The organism is Bacillus halotolerans (assembly GCF_004006435.1).
Lineage (GTDB): Bacteria > Bacillota > Bacilli > Bacillales > Bacillaceae > Bacillus > Bacillus halotolerans.
Genome location: NZ_CP029364.1, coordinates 1,966,846 through 1,989,000, shown reverse-complemented (window position 1 = coordinate 1,989,000; position 22,155 = coordinate 1,966,846). Strand labels below are relative to the sequence as shown.

At 44.4% G+C, this 22,155-nt stretch carries 21 protein-coding genes, 3 tRNA genes, 3 rRNA genes, 1 other RNA gene and 1 other annotated feature (1 of these 29 only partly in view); of the genes, 24 read left to right on the top strand and 4 right to left on the bottom strand.

Annotation, left to right across the window (positions count from 1 at the left end; genetic code table 11):
- Positions 1-146, top strand: a binding site (T-box leader) (it extends 67 nt beyond the left edge of the window).
- Positions 147-212: 66 nt separating this feature from the next.
- The gene (serS, locus tag DIC78_RS10130; RefSeq protein WP_127696190.1) at positions 213-1,490 is read left to right on the top strand and encodes a serine--tRNA ligase; all 1,278 of its coding nucleotides are present in this window, start codon (positions 213-215) and stop codon (positions 1,488-1,490) included.
- 131 nt (positions 1,491-1,621) lie between these two features.
- Positions 1,622-1,714: transfer RNA gene (locus DIC78_RS10125), tRNA-Ser, on the top strand.
- Positions 1,715-1,828: 114 nt separating this feature from the next.
- Here DIC78_RS10125 and dck read toward each other — a convergent pair.
- The 4 genes from dck to DIC78_RS10105 form a co-directional block, all read right to left on the bottom strand.
- Positions 1,829-2,482, bottom strand: coding sequence for a deoxyadenosine/deoxycytidine kinase (dck, locus tag DIC78_RS10120; protein WP_024123592.1), 654 nt, complete (start codon positions 2,480-2,482; stop codon positions 1,829-1,831).
- Positions 2,479-3,102: a deoxyguanosine kinase gene (gene dgk / locus DIC78_RS10115; RefSeq protein ID WP_105955735.1), complete on the bottom strand. Its 624-nt coding sequence runs from the start codon at positions 3,100-3,102 to the stop codon at positions 2,479-2,481. The genes dck and dgk overlap by 4 nt, the downstream gene beginning before the upstream one ends.
- 98 nt (positions 3,103-3,200) lie before the next feature.
- The gene (locus DIC78_RS10110; protein WP_038954334.1) at positions 3,201-4,484 is read right to left on the bottom strand and encodes a glycosyl hydrolase family 18 protein; all 1,284 of its coding nucleotides are present in this window, start codon (positions 4,482-4,484) and stop codon (positions 3,201-3,203) included.
- Between the two features lie 62 nt (positions 4,485-4,546).
- Positions 4,547-5,098, bottom strand: coding sequence for a cysteine hydrolase family protein (locus tag DIC78_RS10105; protein ID WP_127696188.1), 552 nt, complete (start codon positions 5,096-5,098; stop codon positions 4,547-4,549).
- Positions 5,099-5,181: 83 nt separating this feature from the next.
- On the opposite strand from DIC78_RS10105, the gene tadA reads away from it, so the two are divergent.
- The 22 genes from tadA to yabA all read left to right on the top strand — a co-directional run bounded on the left by tadA (position 5,182) and on the right by yabA (position 22,135).
- The gene (gene tadA / locus DIC78_RS10100) at positions 5,182-5,667 is read left to right on the top strand and encodes a tRNA adenosine(34) deaminase TadA (RefSeq protein ID WP_024123596.1); all 486 of its coding nucleotides are present in this window, start codon (positions 5,182-5,184) and stop codon (positions 5,665-5,667) included.
- A gap of 82 nt (positions 5,668-5,749) precedes the next feature.
- Positions 5,750-6,014: signal recognition particle sRNA large type (ffs, locus tag DIC78_RS10095), an RNA gene on the top strand.
- Between the two features lie 128 nt (positions 6,015-6,142).
- Entirely contained in the window at positions 6,143-7,837 is a 1,695-nt protein-coding gene (gene dnaX / locus DIC78_RS10090) for a DNA polymerase III subunit gamma/tau (protein WP_024123597.1), read from the top strand.
- 23 nt (positions 7,838-7,860) lie between these two features.
- Complete coding sequence (locus tag DIC78_RS10085; protein ID WP_014112282.1) at positions 7,861-8,184, top strand: YbaB/EbfC family nucleoid-associated protein; 324 nt, start codon at positions 7,861-7,863, stop codon at positions 8,182-8,184.
- A 14-nt stretch (positions 8,185-8,198) separates the two neighbouring features.
- Positions 8,199-8,795: a recombination protein RecR gene (gene recR / locus DIC78_RS10080; protein WP_024123598.1), complete on the top strand. Its 597-nt coding sequence runs from the start codon at positions 8,199-8,201 to the stop codon at positions 8,793-8,795.
- A gap of 18 nt (positions 8,796-8,813) precedes the next feature.
- Positions 8,814-9,038: a YaaL family protein gene (locus DIC78_RS10075; protein ID WP_024123599.1), complete on the top strand. Its 225-nt coding sequence runs from the start codon at positions 8,814-8,816 to the stop codon at positions 9,036-9,038.
- Between the two features lie 66 nt (positions 9,039-9,104).
- The gene (gene bofA / locus DIC78_RS10070) at positions 9,105-9,368 is read left to right on the top strand and encodes a sigma-K factor-processing regulator BofA (RefSeq protein ID WP_024123600.1); all 264 of its coding nucleotides are present in this window, start codon (positions 9,105-9,107) and stop codon (positions 9,366-9,368) included.
- Between the two features lie 246 nt (positions 9,369-9,614).
- Positions 9,615-11,164, top strand: a 16S ribosomal RNA gene (locus tag DIC78_RS10065).
- Between the two features lie 101 nt (positions 11,165-11,265).
- Positions 11,266-11,342: transfer RNA gene (locus DIC78_RS10060), tRNA-Ile, on the top strand.
- 13 nt (positions 11,343-11,355) lie between these two features.
- Positions 11,356-11,431: transfer RNA gene (locus tag DIC78_RS10055), tRNA-Ala, on the top strand.
- An 81-nt stretch (positions 11,432-11,512) separates the two neighbouring features.
- Positions 11,513-14,440, top strand: a 23S ribosomal RNA gene (locus DIC78_RS10050).
- A 53-nt stretch (positions 14,441-14,493) separates the two neighbouring features.
- Positions 14,494-14,609 (top strand): 5S ribosomal RNA (gene rrf / locus DIC78_RS10045).
- The 16S, 23S and 5S rRNA genes sit together here with 2 tRNA genes alongside, the layout of an rRNA operon.
- A 180-nt stretch (positions 14,610-14,789) precedes the next feature.
- Positions 14,790-14,984, top strand: coding sequence for an anti-sigma-G factor (locus tag DIC78_RS10040; RefSeq protein WP_024123601.1), 195 nt, complete (start codon positions 14,790-14,792; stop codon positions 14,982-14,984).
- Positions 14,985-15,125: 141 nt separating this feature from the next.
- The gene (locus tag DIC78_RS10035; protein WP_106021669.1) at positions 15,126-15,740 is read left to right on the top strand and encodes a 5-bromo-4-chloroindolyl phosphate hydrolysis family protein; all 615 of its coding nucleotides are present in this window, start codon (positions 15,126-15,128) and stop codon (positions 15,738-15,740) included.
- A gap of 17 nt (positions 15,741-15,757) precedes the next feature.
- Positions 15,758-16,915 carry a toxic anion resistance protein gene (locus tag DIC78_RS10030; protein WP_127696186.1) on the top strand — a complete coding sequence of 386 codons (1,158 nt, stop codon included), beginning with the start codon at positions 15,758-15,760 and terminating at the stop codon, positions 16,913-16,915.
- Positions 16,916-16,998: 83 nt separating this feature from the next.
- The gene (locus tag DIC78_RS10025; protein WP_127696184.1) at positions 16,999-18,438 is read left to right on the top strand and encodes an aminotransferase class I/II-fold pyridoxal phosphate-dependent enzyme; all 1,440 of its coding nucleotides are present in this window, start codon (positions 16,999-17,001) and stop codon (positions 18,436-18,438) included.
- Positions 18,435-19,073: a dTMP kinase gene (tmk, locus tag DIC78_RS10020; protein WP_024123605.1), complete on the top strand. Its 639-nt coding sequence runs from the start codon at positions 18,435-18,437 to the stop codon at positions 19,071-19,073. Before DIC78_RS10025 ends, tmk begins: the two co-directional genes overlap by 4 nt.
- 74 nt (positions 19,074-19,147) lie before the next feature.
- Positions 19,148-19,477 carry a cyclic di-AMP receptor DarA gene (gene darA / locus DIC78_RS10015; RefSeq protein WP_003218295.1) on the top strand — a complete coding sequence of 110 codons (330 nt, stop codon included), beginning with the start codon at positions 19,148-19,150 and terminating at the stop codon, positions 19,475-19,477.
- A gap of 12 nt (positions 19,478-19,489) precedes the next feature.
- The gene (locus DIC78_RS10010; RefSeq protein WP_024123606.1) at positions 19,490-19,930 is read left to right on the top strand and encodes a YaaR family protein; all 441 of its coding nucleotides are present in this window, start codon (positions 19,490-19,492) and stop codon (positions 19,928-19,930) included.
- An 11-nt stretch (positions 19,931-19,941) separates the two neighbouring features.
- Positions 19,942-20,931 carry a DNA polymerase III subunit delta' gene (gene holB, locus DIC78_RS10005; protein WP_127696182.1) on the top strand — a complete coding sequence of 330 codons (990 nt, stop codon included), beginning with the start codon at positions 19,942-19,944 and terminating at the stop codon, positions 20,929-20,931.
- Between the two features lie 2 nt (positions 20,932-20,933).
- Positions 20,934-21,761: a competence/sporulation regulator complex protein RicT gene (gene ricT, locus DIC78_RS10000; RefSeq protein WP_010332686.1), complete on the top strand. Its 828-nt coding sequence runs from the start codon at positions 20,934-20,936 to the stop codon at positions 21,759-21,761.
- Between the two features lie 14 nt (positions 21,762-21,775).
- Positions 21,776-22,135, top strand: coding sequence for a replication initiation-control protein YabA (gene yabA, locus DIC78_RS09995; protein ID WP_010332687.1), 360 nt, complete (start codon positions 21,776-21,778; stop codon positions 22,133-22,135).
- Positions 22,136-22,155 lie beyond the last annotated feature (20 nt).

Genomic DNA, 22,155 nt, shown 5'->3' with positions numbered 1-22,155 from the left:
GGTGAAAGATGCTGTCTGAATCCATCCTTGAGCGAAATGCTGAATGAAGTAGGCATTTACGGGATAACCGTTATGTGTGAAAGCGGAAAACAAGTCTATGGCTTGTTTTCAATCAGGGTGGCAACGCGAGAGCTCTCGTCCCTTTCATGGGGATGAGGGCTCTTTTTATTTTCGATAATTCAATGAATTTAATGAAAAAAGGAGTGTTTCGCATGCTTGATACGAAAATGCTGAGAGCAAATTTTCAAGAAATTAAAGCAAAGCTTGTACACAAAGGCGAAGACTTAACAGATTTTGATAAGTTCGAGGAGCTTGATGATAAAAGAAGAGAGCTTATCGGAAAAGTAGAAGAACTAAAAGGAAAACGGAATGAAGTATCCCAGCAGGTAGCTGCTTTGAAACGCGAGAAAAAAGACGCGGATCACATCATTAAAGAAATGCGTGAAGTCGGCGAGGAAATTAAAAAACTTGATGAAGAATTAAGAACAGTAGAATCTGCGCTTGAGACCATTCTTCTTTCAATCCCGAATATTCCGCATGAATCAGTGCCAGCCGGTGAAACGGAAGATGATAACGTAGAAATCCGGAAATGGGGCGAAACACCTTCATTTGCACATGAGCCAAAACCGCATTGGGATATTGCTGATGAGCTCGGCATTCTTGATTTTGAACGTGCTGCGAAGGTAACAGGAAGCCGCTTCGTGTTTTATAAAGGCTTAGGTGCTCGTTTGGAGCGTGCGCTTTATAACTTTATGCTTGACCTTCATGTGGATGAGTATAACTATACTGAGGTTATCCCGCCTTATATGGTAAACCGTGCAAGCATGACGGGAACAGGACAGCTTCCAAAGTTCGAAGAGGATGCGTTTAAGATCAGGGAAGAGGATTACTTCTTGATTCCGACTGCTGAAGTGCCGATCACAAATATGCATCGGGATGAAATTCTGTCAGGTGACAGCCTGCCGATTAATTATGCGGCATTCAGTGCCTGTTTCCGTTCAGAAGCTGGTTCAGCAGGGCGCGATACACGCGGATTAATCCGTCAGCACCAGTTTAATAAAGTGGAGCTTGTGAAGTTTGTAAAGCCGGAAGATTCTTATGATGAGTTAGAAAAACTAACAAACCAGGCTGAGCGTGTGCTCCAGCTGTTGGAACTTCCATACCGTGTAATGAGCATGTGTACGGGAGATTTAGGATTTACGGCTGCGAAAAAATACGATATAGAAGTTTGGATTCCGAGCCAAGACACATATCGTGAAATTTCTTCTTGCAGCAACTTCGAAGCGTTCCAAGCCAGACGTGCGAACATTCGTTTTAGACGTGAAGTGAAAGGCAAACCAGAGCATGTACACACATTGAACGGTTCAGGTTTGGCAGTTGGAAGAACAGTTGCCGCTATTTTAGAAAATTATCAGCAGGAAGACGGAAGCGTCATTATACCAAAAGTGCTTCGTCCTTATATGGGAAATAGAGAAGTCATCAAAGCGTAAAGCTGAAAAGGTGTGCCTGATAAGGCGCGCCTTTTGCTATTTAAATTAAACATTTTCATAAAAACAAAAAAAGTTTTTAAAAATGCTTGACCATCATAAAACATTCATGATATAGTAAGTCTTGTCGATACGGAGGAATACCCAAGTCCGGCTGAAGGGATCGGTCTTGAAAACCGACAGGGGTGTCAAAGCCCGCGGGGGTTCGAATCCCTCTTCCTCCGCCATATTGATTTTAATTCTAATGAAACTCAAGCATATATTGGAGATTGTTTTGTCCGTTGCATCGTTTGCAACGGATTTTTTAATATCATAAAAAAGTGAATCTCAGGTCATGAGATTCACTTTTTTTTCGTTTCATGAATGACAGTTGCGATTTGATCAACAATGTTCTCGATAGAACTTTCATCATTCTTCAAGTCATAATCCTCAATACGGATTTTCAGGACAGGGCAAGCGTTAAAACCGCTGATCCAGTTTTCGTAACGCGTGTGCATTTCTTCCCAATAAGACCGATCTGTTTGAAGCTCCATTTCACGTCCGCGTTCTTCAATCCGGGCTAATATGTTTTCCAGATCGCCTTCTAAATAGATCAGCACATCAGGATGCGGGAAATACGGTGTCATGACCATTGCTTCAAACAGGCTTGTATAGGTTTTATAATCAATCTTTGACATCGTCCCTTTGTCAGCGTGCATTTTTGCAAAAATCCCAGTATCCTCATAAATAGAACGATCCTGTACAAACCCTCCGCCGGCTTCAAAAATATTTTTCTGTTCTTTGAATCGTTCAGCTAAGAAGTAGATTTGCAGATGGAAGCTCCAGCGTTCAAAATCATGATAGAATTTTTCTAAGTATGGGTTATGATCGACTTCCTCAAGAGAGGTTTTAAAGCCAAGCCGTTTAGCCAATGCTCTTGTTAAAGTAGATTTTCCGACACCTACTGTTCCTGCTACTGTAATGATTGAATTCTCAGGGATATGATGTTCCTTCATTTTATAAGCTCCTTTACATGGGCGGCAATACGTTCAAAATCGCTCTTATTCAAAACGAAATCCTCTGAATCGCCATCTATTGTTAACACCGTAAGATATGGGTCTGCTTCCTGCAGCTGCTTGATGGCGATGTCATAATCTGCGATCAGCTGTTCCAAATAGCTTGTTTCAATTTTTTTCTCAAAGGGACGCCCGCGTTTTTCAATGCGGTGTAACAATGTGGGCAGACTTGCCTTTATGTAAATGATGAAATTTGGCTTAGGAAGATCATCGGTAAGAAGATGAAAAATCTTTCTGTATTTGTTGAGCTGCTGTTCAGACAGCGTTCGTTCAGCAAAAATCACATTTTTATAAATATGATAATCAGCTATCACAGGCTGTCCTTCATTTAAAAAGTGATGGCTGGTATCCTCAAGCTGTTTGTACCTGTGACAAAGAAAAAACATCTCAAGCTGGAAGCTCCATTCCTCTATGTTGTCATAAAACTTATCAAGGTATGGGTTATCCTCAACAATCTCACTGATCATAGGGAATCCAAGCTCTTGTGAAAGCATCGTCGCGAGCGTTGTTTTTCCTGCCCCGATAGGACCTTCAACTGCGATAAAAGGGGCTGTATTCATTGGAATCCTCCTTATTTCTAAAAAACGTCCGTCAATTGCTGACCTTCATATTGTATCACAACCCTTGGATTCCCCTATGAAAAAAAGACGTTTCCAAATTAACGGAACGTCTTTTTGACAACTTGAAATTGATCAGAAAGCAGCAGCCAGTTTTGAGGAAAGGAAAGCCCCAGCTTCCAGTAGCTGATCCCTCTTAAATTAAGCTCTTTAATCAGATTGAATTTGGCCTGAATCGAACGGGCGTCTTCAAACCACACCTCGTGCCTTTTGTTTTCTGCATCAGTATAGCGGAAGAAAGGGGCTTGGGCGGTTTGGTCATACTGGATGTCGGCATTGTTTTGTTCGGCTATGACAATGGCTTGCTGAGGGCTTATTGCTCTTGCCGGAGTTCCTCCTGCTGTATATGGCAGTGTCCAGTCATATCCATATAAATTCTGCCCCATGACAATTTTATTGGCGGGCATTTCGGTTAAAGCATATTCAATGACGTTCCGAACAGGTCCTATTGGAGAAACGGCTTGAGCGGGTCCGCCGCTGTATCCCCATTCATATGTCATGAGGACAACAAAGTCTACAATTTGGCCATGTGCTCTGTAATCATGGGCTTCGTACCATCTGCCCTGCTGTGTTGCGCTTGTTTTAGGGGCAAGCGCCGTAGAAATTTCTAAGCCTTCTTGATGAAAAAGATCCCTTGCCTCGCGGAGAAATTGATTATATGCCTCTCTATCCTGGGGCCGTAAGTATTCAAAGTCAAAATGAATAGCACGGAAGCCATATCTTCTGGCATTCTCGACTATTTCATTCAAAAGTCTTCTTTTCACAGTATCGTCGTTCAAAAGGATCCGGCCGAGCTCATCGCTGAATGCCTGGTTTTCTAGGTTCGTTATAATCATCATCAATGTCGTGCCTTGATTCTCTGCAATGCTTCTTAAATTCGTTAAAGGCGGTGCGACTAAGGTTCCATCACGCTGTGCCTGGAAACTGAATGCGCCAAGGTACGTTAAGTAGGGCGATGCTTCTCTGGCCGCCTGCTGGAGATTTTCGCTGACTTGATTTCCGCGTGGCTCCAAATAAGCGCTTGATTCAATGTCTCTTTTTGGAACTGGAGGAATGTATAAACGGAAACCAATCTGCAGTACGGTATTTAACTGGATGCGGTTCACCCTGGCAAGCTCAGCTGCTGTTGTATTAAATTGCTGTGCGATGGATGTCAGGGTATCACCTTGTTGAACATCATAAAACTGGCCAGCTATTGGAATAACAATGGTTTGTCCGACAACAAGGCTGTCGGGATTCGGTATTTCATTCGTTTCTGTGATTTCGTTTGCAGTTGTTCTGTATTGTGAAGCGATAGCAGAAAGAGTGTCGCCTTGTTTCACCACATAAATTTGAATGAAAAACGCCTCCTTTCATATCGCTACAATGTATGAAAGGAAAGCGCTAATCATGTTTGTTTTTCTGTAATTTGTTCTTCAGTTGTAATTTCTGCGAAAAGAACATTTTCCATCATGGTTAGAGCGAATTCATTGTCCTTATCGCTGTTAGAAGCAATGCAGTCCTTAGGTATTGTAATGCTGTATTCTCTCATGTAAGCATCATTAGCAGTAAACAGCACGCATATATTTCCGGCTATCCCTGTTAAGACAATGCGTTTCACCTGTAATTCAGTCAGGAGGGTATGGAGGGCTGTTTCATAAAAAGCGGAGTGTTTCGGCTTGATTAAAAAATAGTCGGCATCCTCGGGCGATATCTTTTCAATAATGGCCTTGCTTTTCTCGTTTTCACATTCTTGCTGGATATTTTGGATATCCGCTTGCCAAAGACCGTAATGATCATTAATGTATATAATCGGCCAGTCATTTTGTCTTGCGTGCTTTTTTAATGATAAAATGTGAGGAACGATTTTTTCTGTTTTGTTGGCGAGACTTTCTCCCATATCAAATTCAAAATTATTGATCATGTCTACAATGAGAAGAGATGTGTCTGCTTTAGACATCGACAGTCTCCTTTCTGTTTAAGTTATAGTTAATATGTAGCCTTTTTAGGTAAGGAAAAAACTTTGAAAAGAGAGCTAATCTGATGAATCAAGATGAACTTTATATGAAAGAAGCAATAAAAGAAGCGAAAAAAGCTGAAGCGAAAGGCGAGGTGCCGATCGGGGCCGTGCTTGTTGTGAATGATAAAATCGTGGCACGCGCGCACAATTTAAGAGAAACAGAGCAGCGGTCTATCGCTCATGCGGAAATGCTTGTGATTGATGAAGCGTGCAAGTCACTTGGAACATGGAGACTGGAAGGCGCAACACTTTACGTTACCCTCGAGCCTTGTCCGATGTGTGCCGGAGCCGTCGTGCTTTCACGCGTGGAGAAAGTAGTATTTGGCGCATTTGATCCAAAAGGAGGCTGTTCAGGCACGTTAATGAACCTTCTTCAGGAAGAACGCTTTAATCATCAGGCTGAAGTGGTGAGCGGTGTGCTAGAGGAAGAATGCGGAGGAATGCTCAGTGCGTTTTTCAGAGATCTGAGAAAAAAGAAGAAAGCTTCTAGGAAAAACTTGTCTGAGTAGTAAGGTTGCAATTTTTAGGGGAAAAGGATATACTTATGTGTGCATCGTCATAGATGCGACATAAAATTTGATATTTATTTTGCCGTGCTAAGCGGGGAGGTAGCGGTGCCCTGTACCCGCAATCCGCTCTAGCGGGGCCGAATCCCTTCTCGAGGTTCGTTTACTTTAAGGTCTGCCTTAAGTAAGTGGTGTTGACGTTTGGGTCCTGCGCAATGGGAATTCATGAACCATGTCAGGTCCGGAAGGAAGCAGCATTAAGTGAAACCTCTCATGTGCCGCAGGGTTGCCTGGGCCGAGCTAACTGCTTAAGTAACGCTTAGGGTAGCGAATCGACAGAAGGTGCACGGTAAATCAATCATCAAATTTTCAAACTCACCTAATATTAGGTGAGTTTTTTGTTATGTAAAAGAGCTTTTGGAATCGATACACGGTTCATGTATAATGGGAATGATGAATAACGGAGGAGGGCGCACCCGTGAGTTACCAAGCTTTATATCGAGTATTCAGGCCTCAGCGCTTTGAAGATGTGGTCGGACAAGAGCACATTACAAAAACGCTTCAAAATGCCCTTTTGCAAAAGAAATTTTCTCATGCTTATCTGTTTTCCGGGCCAAGGGGTACGGGAAAAACCAGTGCGGCCAAAATATTTGCCAAAGCTGTCAACTGTGAACACGCCCCTGTTGATGAGCCATGCAACGAATGTGCAGCCTGTAAAGGGATAACAAACGGGTCCATATCCGATGTCATAGAAATTGACGCCGCTTCTAACAACGGTGTTGATGAAATTCGTGACATCCGCGACAAAGTGAAGTTTGCCCCATCGGCCGTCACATATAAGGTATATATCATAGATGAGGTGCATATGCTTTCTATCGGCGCCTTTAATGCGTTATTAAAAACATTAGAAGAGCCGCCTGAGCATTGTATTTTCATTTTAGCAACAACAGAACCGCACAAAATTCCTTTAACCATTATCTCCAGATGTCAGCGTTTTGACTTCAAGCGAATTACATCCCAAGCGATTGTCGGACGTATGAACAAAATAGTTGATGCTGAAGAGCTGCAGGTTGAAGAAGGGGCGCTCGACATTATTGCGAGTGCTGCAGATGGCGGTATGAGGGATGCTTTGAGCCTTCTTGATCAGGCAGTCTCATTCAGCGGCGACGAGCTAAAAGTTGATGATGCGCTTCTGATTACCGGAGCAGTTTCTCAATTATATATAGGAAAGCTTGCGCAATCTCTGCATGAAAAACATGTTTCTGAAGCTTTGGAAACATTGAATGAGCTGCTTCAGCAAGGGAAAGACCCGGCGAAGCTGATAGAGGATATGATTTTCTATTTCAGGGACATGCTGCTGTTCAAAACAGCTCCTGGCTTAGAGGGTGTACTGGAAAAAGTAAAAGTCGATGAAACGTTCCGTGAATTGAGTGAACAAATTCCGACCCAGGCGATATATGAAATGATTGATATCCTGAACAAGAGCCACCAGGAAATGAAATGGACGAACCATCCCCGCATCTTCTTTGAAGTGGCTGTGGTGAAGATTTGCCAAACGTCTCATCAACCAGCTGCTGCAGACCTGCCTGAAGTTGATATGCTGATGAAAAAAATCCAGCAGCTTGAGCAAGAAGTAGAACGGCTCAAAACAACCGGCGTAAAAGCAGCGGCGGAAAGTCCGAAAAAAGAAGCGCCGCGTGCGCCAAAAGGCGGGAAATCCAATTACAAAGCGCCGGTAGGTAGAATTCATGAAATTTTGAAGGAAGCAACGAGGACGGACCTTGATCAGCTCAGAAGCAGCTGGGGCAAGCTTCTGGCTCACCTGAAACAGCAAAACAAAGTATCACATGCTGCGCTGCTGAATGACAGTGAACCTGTGGCTGCAGCTTCTTCGGCATTTGTACTGAAATTCAAATATGAAATACATTGTAAAATGGTCGCCGAGGATAACAACGGTGTCCGGACTAATCTTGAACAGATTTTAGAATCTATGCTCGGAAAAAGAATGGATTTGATTGGCGTTCCAGAAGCACAATGGGGTAAAATAAGAGAAGAATTTTTAGTAGATCATCAGCAGGAAAATGAAGGATCAAATGAGCCGGCTGAAGAAGATCCGCTTATTGCAGAAGCGAAAAAGCTTGTCGGAGCGGATTTAATTGAAATAAAAGACTAACAAAATGAAAGAGAGTGGATAATATGCGTGGCGGAATGGGAAATATGCAAAAAATGATGAAACAAATGCAAAAAATGCAAAAGGATATGGCCAAGGCTCAAGAAGAGCTTGCAGAACAGGTAGTTGAAGGAACTGCAGGCGGCGGTATGGTAACAGTTAAAGCAAACGGCCAAAAAGAAATTCTGGATGTCATCATTAAAGAAGATGTAGTTGACCCGGAAGATATCGAAATGCTCCAGGACTTAGTGCTTGCTGCAACGAATGAAGCCTTGAAAAAAGTTGACGAGATCACAAACGAAACAATGGGTCAATTTACAAAAGGAATGAACATGCCAGGTTTGTTCTAGGGGGATAAAAGAAAATGCAATATCCTGAACCAATATCAAAGCTGATCGACAGCTTTATGAAATTGCCAGGGATCGGACCGAAAACAGCGGTCCGTCTGGCTTTTTTTGTTCTAGGTATGAAAGAAGATGTGGTATTAGATTTTGCGAAAGCGTTGGTAAATGCGAAACGCAATCTGACATATTGCTCAGTTTGCGGGCATATTACAGACCAGGACCCTTGTTATATATGTGAAGATTCACGAAGGGATAAGTCCATTATCTGTGTTGTGCAAGACCCTAAGGATGTTATTGCTATGGAGAAAATGAAAGAATACAACGGCCAGTATCATGTTCTCCACGGCGCCATTTCTCCAATGGACGGCATCGGACCAGAGGATATAAAAATACCAGAATTGTTAAAACGATTACAGGATGATCAAGTGACAGAAGTGATTCTCGCAACAAACCCTAATATAGAAGGGGAAGCAACAGCGATGTATATATCAAGGCTCTTGAAGCCATCTGGTATTAAGCTCTCCCGTATTGCCCACGGACTGCCCGTCGGCGGTGACTTGGAATATGCTGATGAGGTCACTCTTTCTAAGGCACTTGAAGGAAGACGTGAATTGTAAGGGAGGAAAAAGCGATCCATGGGTTTTCTTCGCAAGAAAACATTGAGAAGAGAGTTTGATGAAAAACTAATCGAGCAGCTTTTTAAGCAAAAGGAAGAGTGGAACAGGCAAAAGAAGCTGGTTGAAAAAAGCCTTGAACCATCAGCTGAAGTTTTATGCGAGCTGAAGGTAGCTGAAGCGAAGTATTTTTTTTACTTGAGGGAAGCGAAACAGCGGAATTTGAAAATCAGCCGGTGGAAGTAAGTGGTCTAAACTCCTGGATCTTCTCATAAGCTTGTACTAGAACAAGTGAAGGGGATGAGAAGATTCATGGAGCCTATTTTTATTATAGGGATTATTTTAGGACTAGTTGTTCTTCTATTTTTATCAGGTTCGCCTGCAAAGCCTTTAAAGTGGATTGGTATAACTGCTGTTAAATGTGTAGCGGGTGCTTTGTTGTTGGTGTGTGTGAACATGTTCGGAGGCAGCCTCGGCATCCATGTGCCGATTAATATTGTCACAACAGCCATAAGCGGAATCTTGGGCATACCGGGAATAGCAGCATTAGTAGTGATTAAGCATTTTATTATTTAATTCATATTATATGTTGACTTTAAGACGTAAGGGTGTTATTCTAATATACGTCGCTGATGACGGATAAGCTTTTTAAAGAAATTACGAAAAAAAGTTGTTGACGGAAACAGCGTAAAATGTTATGATTATAAAGTCGCTTAAAGAGCGGCAACAAAGTTCTTTGAAAACTAAACAAGACAAAACGTACCTGTTAATTCAAGTTTTAATATAAATCGCACAGCGATGTGCGTAGTCAGTCAAACTACTTTATCGGAGAGTTTGATCCTGGCTCAGGACGAACGCTGGCGGCGTGCCTAATACATGCAAGTCGAGCGGACAGATGGGAGCTTGCTCCCTGATGTTAGCGGCGGACGGGTGAGTAACACGTGGGTAACCTGCCTGTAAGACTGGGATAACTCCGGGAAACCGGGGCTAATACCGGATGCTTGTTTGAACCGCATGGTTCAAACATAAAAGGTGGCTTCGGCTACCACTTACAGATGGACCCGCGGCGCATTAGCTAGTTGGTGAGGTAATGGCTCACCAAGGCAACGATGCGTAGCCGACCTGAGAGGGTGATCGGCCACACTGGGACTGAGACACGGCCCAGACTCCTACGGGAGGCAGCAGTAGGGAATCTTCCGCAATGGACGAAAGTCTGACGGAGCAACGCCGCGTGAGTGATGAAGGTTTTCGGATCGTAAAGCTCTGTTGTTAGGGAAGAACAAGTACCGTTCGAATAGGGCGGTACCTTGACGGTACCTAACCAGAAAGCCACGGCTAACTACGTGCCAGCAGCCGCGGTAATACGTAGGTGGCAAGCGTTGTCCGGAATTATTGGGCGTAAAGGGCTCGCAGGCGGTTCCTTAAGTCTGATGTGAAAGCCCCCGGCTCAACCGGGGAGGGTCATTGGAAACTGGGGAACTTGAGTGCAGAAGAGGAGAGTGGAATTCCACGTGTAGCGGTGAAATGCGTAGAGATGTGGAGGAACACCAGTGGCGAAGGCGACTCTCTGGTCTGTAACTGACGCTGAGGAGCGAAAGCGTGGGGAGCGAACAGGATTAGATACCCTGGTAGTCCACGCCGTAAACGATGAGTGCTAAGTGTTAGGGGGTTTCCGCCCCTTAGTGCTGCAGCTAACGCATTAAGCACTCCGCCTGGGGAGTACGGTCGCAAGACTGAAACTCAAAGGAATTGACGGGGGCCCGCACAAGCGGTGGAGCATGTGGTTTAATTCGAAGCAACGCGAAGAACCTTACCAGGTCTTGACATCCTCTGACAATCCTAGAGATAGGACGTCCCCTTCGGGGGCAGAGTGACAGGTGGTGCATGGTTGTCGTCAGCTCGTGTCGTGAGATGTTGGGTTAAGTCCCGCAACGAGCGCAACCCTTGATCTTAGTTGCCAGCATTCAGTTGGGCACTCTAAGGTGACTGCCGGTGACAAACCGGAGGAAGGTGGGGATGACGTCAAATCATCATGCCCCTTATGACCTGGGCTACACACGTGCTACAATGGACAGAACAAAGGGCAGCGAAACCGCGAGGTTAAGCCAATCCCACAAATCTGTTCTCAGTTCGGATCGCAGTCTGCAACTCGACTGCGTGAAGCTGGAATCGCTAGTAATCGCGGATCAGCATGCCGCGGTGAATACGTTCCCGGGCCTTGTACACACCGCCCGTCACACCACGAGAGTTTGTAACACCCGAAGTCGGTGAGGTAACCTTTATGGAGCCAGCCGCCGAAGGTGGGACAGATGATTGGGGTGAAGTCGTAACAAGGTAGCCGTATCGGAAGGTGCGGCTGGATCACCTCCTTTCTAAGGATATTTACGGAATATAAGACCTTGGGTCTTATAAACAGAACGTTCCCTGTCTTGTTTAGTTTTGAAGGAACTTTGTTCCTTGAATAAGTTAAGATGGGCCTGTAGCTCAGCTGGTTAGAGCGCACGCCTGATAAGCGTGAGGTCGGTGGTTCGAGTCCACTCAGGCCCACCATCTTATACAAAATGGGGCCTTAGCTCAGCTGGGAGAGCGCCTGCTTTGCACGCAGGAGGTCAGCGGTTCGATCCCGCTAGGCTCCACCAACGTGTTCTTTGAAAACTAGATAACAGTAGACATCACATTCAATTAGTAACACAAGATATCACATAGTGATTCTTTTTAACGGTTAAGTTAGAAAGGGCGCACGGTGGATGCCTTGGCACTAGGAGCCGATGAAGGACGGGACGAACACCGATATGCTTCGGGGAGCTGTAAGCAAGCTTTGATCCGGAGATTTCCGAATGGGGAAACCCACCACTCGTAATGGAGTGGTATCCATATCTGAATTCATAGGATATGAGAAGGCAGACCCGGGGAACTGAAACATCTAAGTACCCGGAGGAAGAGAAAGCAAATGCGATTCCCTGAGTAGCGGCGAGCGAAACGGGATTAGCCCAAACCAAGAGGCTTGCCTCTTGGGGTTGTAGGACACTCTATACGGAGTTACAAAGGAACGAGGTAGATGAAGAGGTCTGGAAAGGCCCGCCATAGGAGGTAACAGCCCTGTAGTCAAAACTTCGTTCTCTCCAGAGTGGATCCTGAGTACGGCGGAACACGTGAAATTCCGTCGGAATCCGGGAGGACCATCTCCCAAGGCTAAATACTCCCTAGTGACCGATAGTGAACCAGTACCGTGAGGGAAAGGTGAAAAGCACCCCGGAAGGGGAGTGAAAGAGATCCTGAAACCGTGTGCCTACAAGTAGTCAGAGCCCGTTAACGGGTGATGGCGTGCCTTTTGTAGAATGAACCGGCGAGTTACGATCCCGTGCAAGGTTAAGCAGAAGATGCGGAGCCGCAGCGAAAGCGAGTCTGAATAGGGCGCATGAGTACGTGGTCGTAGACCCGAAACCAGGTGATCTACCCATGTCCAGGGTGAAGTTCAGGTAACACTGAATGGAGGCCCGAACCCACGCACGTTGAAAAGTGCGGGGATGAGGTGTGGGTAGGGGTGAAATGCCAATCGAACCTGGAGATAGCTGGTTCTCTCCGAAATAGCTTTAGGGCTAGCCTCAAGGTAAGAGTCTTGGAGGTAGAGCACTGATTGGACTAGGGGCCCCTACCGGGTTACCGAATTCAGTCAAACTCCGAATGCCAATGACTTATCCTTGGGAGTCAGACTGCGAGTGATAAGATCCGTAGTCGAAAGGGAAACAGCCCAGACCGCCAGCTAAGGTCCCAAAGTATACGTTAAGTGGAAAAGGATGTGGAGTTGCTTAGACAACCAGGATGTTGGCTTAGAAGCAGCCACCATTTAAAGAGTGCGTAATAGCTCACTGGTCGAGTGACTCTGCGCCGAAAATGTACCGGGGCTAAACGTATCACCGAAGCTGCGGACTGTTCTTCGAACAGTGGTAGGAGAGCGTTCTAAGGGCTGTGAAGCCAGACCGGAAGGACTGGTGGAGCGCTTAGAAGTGAGAATGCCGGTATGAGTAGCGAAAGAGGGGTGAGAATCCCCTCCACCGAATGCCTAAGGTTTCCTGAGGAAGGCTCGTCCGCTCAGGGTTAGTCGGGACCTAAGCCGAGGCCGAAAGGCGTAGGCGATGGACAACAGGTTGATATTCCTGTACCACCTCCTCACCATTTGAGCAATGGGGGGACGCAGGAGGATAGGGTAAGCGCGGTATTGGATATCCGCGTCCAAGCAGTTAGGCTGGGAAATAGGCAAATCCGTTTCCCATAAGGCTGAGCTGTGATGGCGAGCGAAATATAGTAGCGAAGTTCCTGATTCCACACTGCCAAGAAAAGCCTCTAGCGAGGTGAGAGGTGCCCGTACCGCAAACCGACACAGGTAGGCGAGGAGAGAATCCTAAGGTGATCGAGAGAACTCTCGTTAAGGAACTCGGCAAAATGACCCCGTAACTTCGGGAGAAGGGGTGCTCTGTTAGGGTGCAAGCCCGAGAGAGCCGCAGTGAATAGGCCCAGGCGACTGTTTAGCAAAAACACAGGTCTCTGCGAAGCCGTAAGGCGAAGTATAGGGGCTGACGCCTGCCCGGTGCTGGAAGGTTAAGAGGAGCGCTTAGCGTAAGCGAAGGTGCGAATTGAAGCCCCAGTAAACGGCGGCCGTAACTATAACGGTCCTAAGGTAGCGAAATTCCTTGTCGGGTAAGTTCCGACCCGCACGAAAGGCGCAACGATCTGGGCACTGTCTCAACGAGAGACTCGGTGAAATTATAGTACCTGTGAAGATGCAGGTTACCCGCGACAGGACGGAAAGACCCCGTGGAGCTTTACTGCAGCCTGATATTGAATGTTGGTACAGCTTGTACAGGATAGGTAGGAGCCTTGGAAACCGGAGCGCCAGCTTCGGTGGAGGCATCGGTGGGATACTACCCTGGCTGTATTGACCTTCTAACCCGCCGCCCTTATCGGGCGGGGAGACAGTGTCAGGTGGGCAGTTTGACTGGGGCGGTCGCCTCCTAAAAGGTAACGGAGGCGCCCAAAGGTTCCCTCAGAATGGTTGGAAATCATTCGCAGAGTGTAAAGGCACAAGGGAGCTTGACTGCGAGACCTACAAGTCGAGCAGGGACGAAAGTCGGGCTTAGTGATCCGGTGGTTCCGCATGGAAGGGCCATCGCTCAACGGATAAAAGCTACCCCGGGGATAACAGGCTTATCTCCCCCAAGAGTCCACATCGACGGGGAGGTTTGGCACCTCGATGTCGGCTCATCGCATCCTGGGGCTGTAGTCGGTCCCAAGGGTTGGGCTGTTCGCCCATTAAAGCGGTACGCGAGCTGGGTTCAGAACGTCGTGAGACAGTTCGGTCCCTATCCGTCGCGGGCGCAGGAAATTTGAGAGGAGCTGTCCTTAGTACGAGAGGACCGGGATGGACGCACCGCTGGTGTACCAGTTGTTCTGCCAAGGGCATCGCTGGGTAGCTATGTGCGGACGGGATAAGTGCTGAAAGCATCTAAGCATGAAGCCCCCCTCAAGATGAGATTTCCCATTCCGCAAGGAAGTAAGATCCCTGAAAGATGATCAGGTTGATAGGTCTGAGGTGGAAGTGTGGCGACACATGGAGCTGACAGATACTAATCGATCGAGGACTTAACCTAATTTCTAATGATGTCACACCTGTTATCTAGTTTTGAGAGAACACTCTCAATTGTTTGGTGGCGATAGCGAAGAGGTCACACCCGTTCCCATGCCGAACACGGAAGTTAAGCTCTTCAGCGCCGATGGTAGTCGGGGGTTTCCCCCTGTGAGAGTAGGACGCCGCCAAGCAAGGGTAAAACCCAGCTCTTTGAGCTGGGTTTTTTGTTTGTCCATGTACAAGTGAAATCGAAACTATACAAACACCGACAGCTTATATAGCCCATATACTGATCTCAAGATTCCAAAAGATCTAAATAATGTATACAATATCAGGTTTCAGGAAAGGCTAATTGTACGGAGGTGGGGACGATGGACGAAACGGTTAAACACCATCAAACATGTATTATTTGTGAACAAGAGAAAAGCAGAGGGATTCATCTTTATACAAAATTCATATGCTTAGATTGTGAGAGAAAAGTAATTTCAACAGCAACTTCCGATCCTGACTATGCCTTTTATGTCAAAAAACTAAAGAGCATTCATACACCGCCATTATATTCTTAGACCTGAGAAGGTCTTTTTTTGTACCATTTTTCACTTTATATAAAGCAATGGATACGATAAAAGAACATGAAACTTGTTTAGGGACTGAACGTAGTAGATAATAATGTTAAATATGAAATACTCACAGGAGTCGATGAAGTGATGCATAGATTTCTTCAATTTTTGATATGGAGTTTCACAAGCAGTGCGACTTTTGTTTTCATAGGATTATTGAGTTTTTTTGGTTTTAACCAATCACTTTTTTTATCTTTTGTATATGGCGTCTCATCAGCAGCTCTCATATACACAGCGGGTTTATGGAATGCAAGACGGTTATTTCTTAAAAAACATGAACTGACGGGAAGAGAATATGCGTACATCAAGAAAAATCTTGAGGAAGCAAGGCAAAAAATAATCCGTCTTAGAAAAGCTTTATTTCAGGCGAAAAGTATCCAGATGTTTAAGCAAAATGCAGAGATGCTGAGACTTGTCAGAAGGATCTATATATTAACCAAAAAAGAGCCAAAACGGTTTTATCGGGCTGAGCGTTTCTTTTATCAGACTCTAGATTCTGTTGTGGAACTGACTGAGAAATATGCTTTTCTTTCTTCCCATCCGAAAAAAAACAAAGAGCTTTCGATGTCGTTGAGTGAAGTGCGTATCACACTTGCTGAATTGACGAAGCGTTTAGAAGAAGATTTAACTCAATTAATGGACGACGAAATTGGTGAACTGCAATTTGAATTAGATGCAGCGAAGCATTCTTTGAAAAAATAACGGAAGGGGCAAGGACGGTGAATAAAGATCGAAGCGAACTTCAAATAGACGGATTGTTGGCAGACCCTTTTGGGGATATCGAAATACCAAAAGGGGAGGCTGTCGAATCAGGGAAGCAGCCAGTGCGGCTTGTCGATGTTCTGCCAGAAGAAAACAAAGAAAAAGCATACCAGCTGGCTGAACAGATTGATCATAACAATATGAACAGTATTGTCTTATATGGTTCACAAGCTCAGTCTAAGCTGCTGAATTTTTCTCATACGATGATTGATCATGTTCAAAAGAAGGACGTCGGGGAAATCGGTGAAATCCTTGGTGAGCTGATGAAAAAGCTGGAACAAGTAAATCCAAATGAACTGCAGTCTAAGAAAAAAGGTTTCTTGGCACGCATGTTTGGGAAAGTGTCTCATTCTCTTCAGGAGGTACTGTCAAAGTATCAAAAGACCAGTGTGCAGATAGACAGAATCAGTTTAAAACTTGAGCATTCAAAAAATGCATTACTCAGTGATAATAAGCTGTTAGAGCAGTTATATGATAAAAACAAAGAATATTTTTCTGCACTGAATGTTTATATTGCTGCTGGTGAATTAAAGCTCGATGAATTAAGAACGAAAACAATTCCTGAACTGAAACGACAGGCCGAATCAAGTGAACATAATCAAATGGCCGTTCAAGAAGTGAACGATTTGATCCAATTTGCTGACCGATTGGATAAAAGGGTGCACGATTTGCTCTTGAGCAGGCAAATTACCATACAAAGCGCTCCGCAAATCAGGTTAATTCAAAATACGAATCAGGCATTAGCTGAAAAAATCCAGTCATCCATTGTAACCGCAATCCCGCTTTGGAAAAACCAAGTAGCGATTGCATTGACACTCTTACGGCAGCGAAACGCTGTGGATGCACAGCAAAAAGTATCCGATACAACAAATGACCTTTTGCTAAAAAACGCGGAGCTTTTAAAAACGAATACAATTGAAACAGTGAAAGCCAGCGAACGAGGGATTGTTGATATTGATACGTTAAAGAAGGTGCAGGAAAGCTTAATCAGTACGCTTGAAGAAACGCTGACGATTCAAGAAGAAGGGCGGCTCAAACGCCGACAGGCTGAAGAAGAGCTCATGATGATGGAAGGCGATTTGAAGCAAAAGCTGCTCGCGATAAAGGAAAGGTAGTTTACCAGTAAGTCTTAGCTTTAAGTTCTGTCATAGGAACGATATAATAAAGAGTAAGAATACACATTCAAAGGATTGTTTTAATGAACACACCTTTATATCATGCACTGATTCAACATGCGAGAAGGAATTCTCATTCATTTCACGTTCCGGGACATCACAATGGAGATGTCTTTTTTGATGAGGCTAAGACCATATACAACCCGCTTCTTACAATTGACCTGACTGAACTATCCGGACTTGATGATTTGCATCATCCTTCAGGTGTGATTAAGGAAGCCCAAGATCTTGTCAGCCAATTGTATGGATCGGCAGAAAGTTTTTTTCTTGTGAACGGCACGACTGTCGGAAACTTAGCGATGATTTTATCAGTTTGTGATCCTGGAGATACGATCCTGATCCAAAGAAACTGCCATAAATCTGTCTTTCATGCTGTTGATTTGGCTGGAGCTGAGCCGGTTTATCTCGCACCTGACATTGATGAAATAATGCATGTGCCTACGCATGTTCCGCTTGATACGATAAAAGAAGCTCTAAAGGCATATCCAAATGCGAAGGGGTTGGTGCTGACCAATCCCACATACTATGGACATAGCGCGGATTTGACTGAAATCATTTCAGAGGCCCATCAATACGGAATTCCTGTGCTGGTGGATGAAGCGCATGGCGCGCACTTTGTTTTAGGGGAGCCTTTCCCGGCTTCAGCGTTGCAAATGGGAGCAGATATTGTTGTTCAGTCGGCGCACAAAACGCTGCCTGCCATGACGATGGGGTCTTATTTGCACCTCAATAGCAACAAAATTGAACGGAACCGGGTAGCGGATTACTTGAATCGTTTACAAAGCAGCAGCCCGTCTTATCCGATAATGGCTTCATTGGATCTTGCCCGCGCTTATGTGCAGCATATGATAGAGGAACAAAAGCTTTCTGACGTTCTGCAGCATATTCAATCGATTAAACAAACGTTTGATTCACTTGCATATGCTGAAGCGGTTGAACCGGCCAATCAACGGATTACAACGGATCCGCTGAAGCTCACCATTCGTTCCAAATGCGGCCATTCAGGTTTTACACTGCAAAAAATATTGGAGCGTGTCAACATATTCACAGAGCTTGCCGATGAAAATCAGGTTTTGCTTGTTCTTCCCTTGGGAGGAAAAAGAAGAATTACTGCTGAAACGATTAAGAAAATCGATCAAGAGATCGAAAAGACTCCATCGGACCAGATAATTGTTTCTGCAGAATGGGGAGCACAGCCTATTACTGTAATGCCTTATTCAAAAAAGGTTTTAAACACGTTACAGAAAGAATATGTGGGTTTTGATAAAGCGGCAGGCCGGCTGAATGCAGAGGATGTTATACCTTATCCGCCGGGAATTCCGATGATTATGGCAGGCGAAAGAATCACAAGGGAAAGCGTACAAAAGCTCAGCCGCTTGATCAGCATGAAAACGCATGTTCAAGGGAATATGAAAATCAATGAGAAGCAATTACTTGTTTATATAGAAGAGGAGAAATCATGAGCGGTTTATTTATTACATTTGAAGGTCCTGAAGGCGCGGGAAAAACGACTGTATTGCAGGAAATAAAAAAGATACTGGCAGCAGAAGGCCTTCAGGTTACAGCAACACGGGAACCAGGCGGCATAGATATCGCAGAACAAATTCGAGAAGTTATTCTAAACGAAAACAACACGTTAATGGATCCGAAAACAGAAGCTCTCTTATATGCAGCTGCAAGACGTCAGCATTTAGTTGAAAAAGTAACACCTGCTTTAGAGCAGGGGCATATTGTACTTTGTGACAGATTCATAGACAGTTCACTCGCATACCAAGGATATGCAAGAGGCCTTGGTATTGATGAAGTTCTTTCGATTAACCAATTCGCCATTGGAGATATGATGCCTCATGTCACAATTTATTTTTCAATTGATCCGGAAGAAGGCCTGAAGCGCATTGATGCGAACGGCTCTCGGGAGAAAAACCGGCTCGATCTGGAAAAGTTGAGCTTCCATACAAAGGTTCAGGAAGGTTATCGGGAGCTGATGAAGCGTTTTCCAGAAAGATTTCATTCAGTTGATGCAGCACAATCGAAAGACCTCGTTGTTCAGGACGTTCTAAAGGTTATCAATGAAGCGTTGAAAAAAATTCAATTGTGACCTGTTTCTCATTAGTTGATATAATAATGTAAACGAGATCATTGTTGTTTCCAATCTAAAGGAGGCCTTTACAGATGAAATTAATAGTGGCAGTTGTACAAGATCAGGACAGCAACAGACTTTTGAAAACTTTAACAGATCACAACTTTAGAGTCACAAAGCTTGCGACGACGGGAGGATTTCTTAAATCAGGCAATACAACGTTTATGATTGGTGTCGAGGATATTCGGGTCGATAAAGCATTGAGCCTCATTAAAGAAAACGGACAGAAACGTGATCAGATGATTGCTCCTGTATCTCCAATGGGCGGAAATGCTGATTCATATGTCCCTTATCCAGTCGAAGTTGAAGTTGGCGGAGCGACAGTGTTTGTCCTTCCAGTCGATGAATTTCATCAATTTTAAGGATTTGAAACTGTGAAAATTAATAAAGATATACGCACATTTATAGATAATAAGCAGCTTCCTTCTATGAAAACAGCTGAGATTTCAGCATCTTTTAAAACATCAATGGAGAACCAAAGCAGCAAATTGAAGTTTGATCAGCTGACCAGGATGTTAACGGACATAGAAGCATTTGGGAAAAGACTGACGAAATCACGGAATTTTAAAGACTTGGCAAGATTTAAAGGGCTTGTGAAACGTTTTGTCAAAGAAGCTGTTGACAGCGGCCTTTCACATGAAACGTCGAAAAGCTTTGATCTTTACGGAAACAGCAGAACGCTGGGACTTGTAAAAGAAATAGACGAGAAATTGATAAAGCTTACTGAAGAGATGATGGATCAGGAAAAACCGGCAATTGATTTGCTGGAGCGTATTGGCGAAATAAAAGGTTTATTGATTAACCTTTACACATAGAGAGTGATACAATGGCAATATCCTGGAAGGAAATGACCGAGCTTCAGCCCAGAGTAATGAAGCTTTTATATAATAGTATTGAGAAGGACAGACTATCACACGCTTATTTATTTGAGGGCAAAAAAGGAACAGGCAAGCTGGAGGCCGCAATGCTTCTTGCGAAAAGCTTTTTTTGTCTGGAAGACGAAGCAGAGCCTTGTGAGAACTGCAGAAATTGTAAGCGGATTGAGTCGGGGAACCACCCTGATCTCCATCTGGTCCAGCCTGATGGGTTATCGATTAAAAAGGCGCAAATTCAAGCGCTGCAAGCAGAGTTTTCTAAAACAGGGCTTGAATCGCATAAAAAGCTGTACATCATATCCCATGCAGATCAAATGACGGCTAATGCGGCAAACAGCCTGCTGAAGTTTTTAGAGGAACCGAACAGAGACACAATGGCCATCCTTATCACTGAGCAGCCTCAAAGGTTATTGGATACCATCATTTCAAGATGCCAAACCCTTCCTTTTCAGCCTTTGCAGCCCAAAGCAATTGAAGACCGACTGATAGAACAGGATGTCTTGCCTCATATGGCGAGGCTCCTGGCGAACATGACCAACAATGTAGCAGAAGCAGTCGAATTAAGTCGAAATGATGAGTTTGCAGAGTCTAGAGCGAAAGTGATAAAATTGTATGAAGTCTTACACCAGCGGAAAGGACATGCCTTTTTCTTTATTCAAGATCAATGGATGCCCTTTTTCAAAGAAAAAACCCATCAAGAAATGGGTCTTGATATGCTCTTATTGATATATCGCGATGTGTTGTCCATCCAAATAGGAAATGAAGATAAATTGATTTATCAAGACTTATTCCAATCAATAAAACAGCATGCGCTACAATCAACACAACAAAGCGTTACGAACCAGATACTTGCTGTTTTAGAAGCAAAGAAACGGCTTCATTCCAATGTGAATGTGCAGGGATTAATGGAGCACTTGGTGTTAATGTTGCAGGAGGGATAAGCTTGTACAATGTAATTGGCGTCCGCTTTAAAAAAGCGGGTAAAATATATTATTTCGATCCGAATGGATTTCATATAGAACAAGACAGCTGCGTAATTGTAGAAACTGTCAGAGGCGTTGAGTACGGCCAGGTTGTTGTCGCGAATAAACAGGTGGATGAGCATGATGTTGTGCTTCCGCTCCGTAAAGTGATACGCGTGGCTGACGAGCGCGATCTTCTTATTGTAGAAGAAAACAAACAAGAAGCTTTATCAGCATTTGAAATATGCCAAAAGAAAGTGATAGATCACGGCTTGGATATGAAGCTGGTCGATGTGGAGTTTACGTTCGACCGTAATAAAGTGATTTTTTACTTCACTGCTGACGGCCGAGTAGACTTCAGAGAACTTGTAAAGGATTTAGCCTCCATCTTTAAAACAAGGATTGAGCTTCGCCAGATTGGGGTGAGAGATGAGGCAAAAATGCTCGGAGGAATCGGCCCTTGCGGCAGAATGCTTTGCTGTTCAACATTCCTCGGAGATTTTGAACCTGTGTCCATTAAGATGGCGAAGGATCAGAACCTATCCTTAAATCCAACAAAGATTTCTGGTCTTTGCGGACGTCTGATGTGCTGTCTGAAATACGAAAACGATGAGTATGAGACTGCAAAGGAACAGCTTCCGGATATAGGGGAAATGATTACGACAGCAAACGGGCCTGCAAAAGTCGTCGGGCTGAATATTCTGGAACGGGTGCTTCAGGTGGAACTGATGAACCGTGAAAAAGTGATAGAATATACTTGGGAAGAGCTCTTGGAAGAGGGCGTCGTATCCGCACAAACCACAGATTAACGAGGTGTGGAACCTTGGATAAAAAAGAGTTATTTGATACCGTCATTAACTTAGAAGAACAAATCGGCTCGCTTTACCGGCAGCTGGGGGATTTAAAGCAGCATATCGGTGAGATGATTGAGGAAAATCATCATTTACAGCTTGAAAATAAGCATTTGCGTAAACGGCTGGACGATACGACGCAGCAGATTGAAAAGTTTAAAGCTGATAAAAAAGAATCAAAAACACAGAAGACAGAGCAAGCTGATATAGGGGAAGGATATGATAATCTGGCACGTCTGTATCAGGAAGGATTCCATATCTGTAACGTCCACTATGGAAGCGTCAGAAAAGAAGATTGTCTTTTCTGTCTGTCATTCTTAAATAAAAAATAAGGAAAAGGCTTCCGCATCAG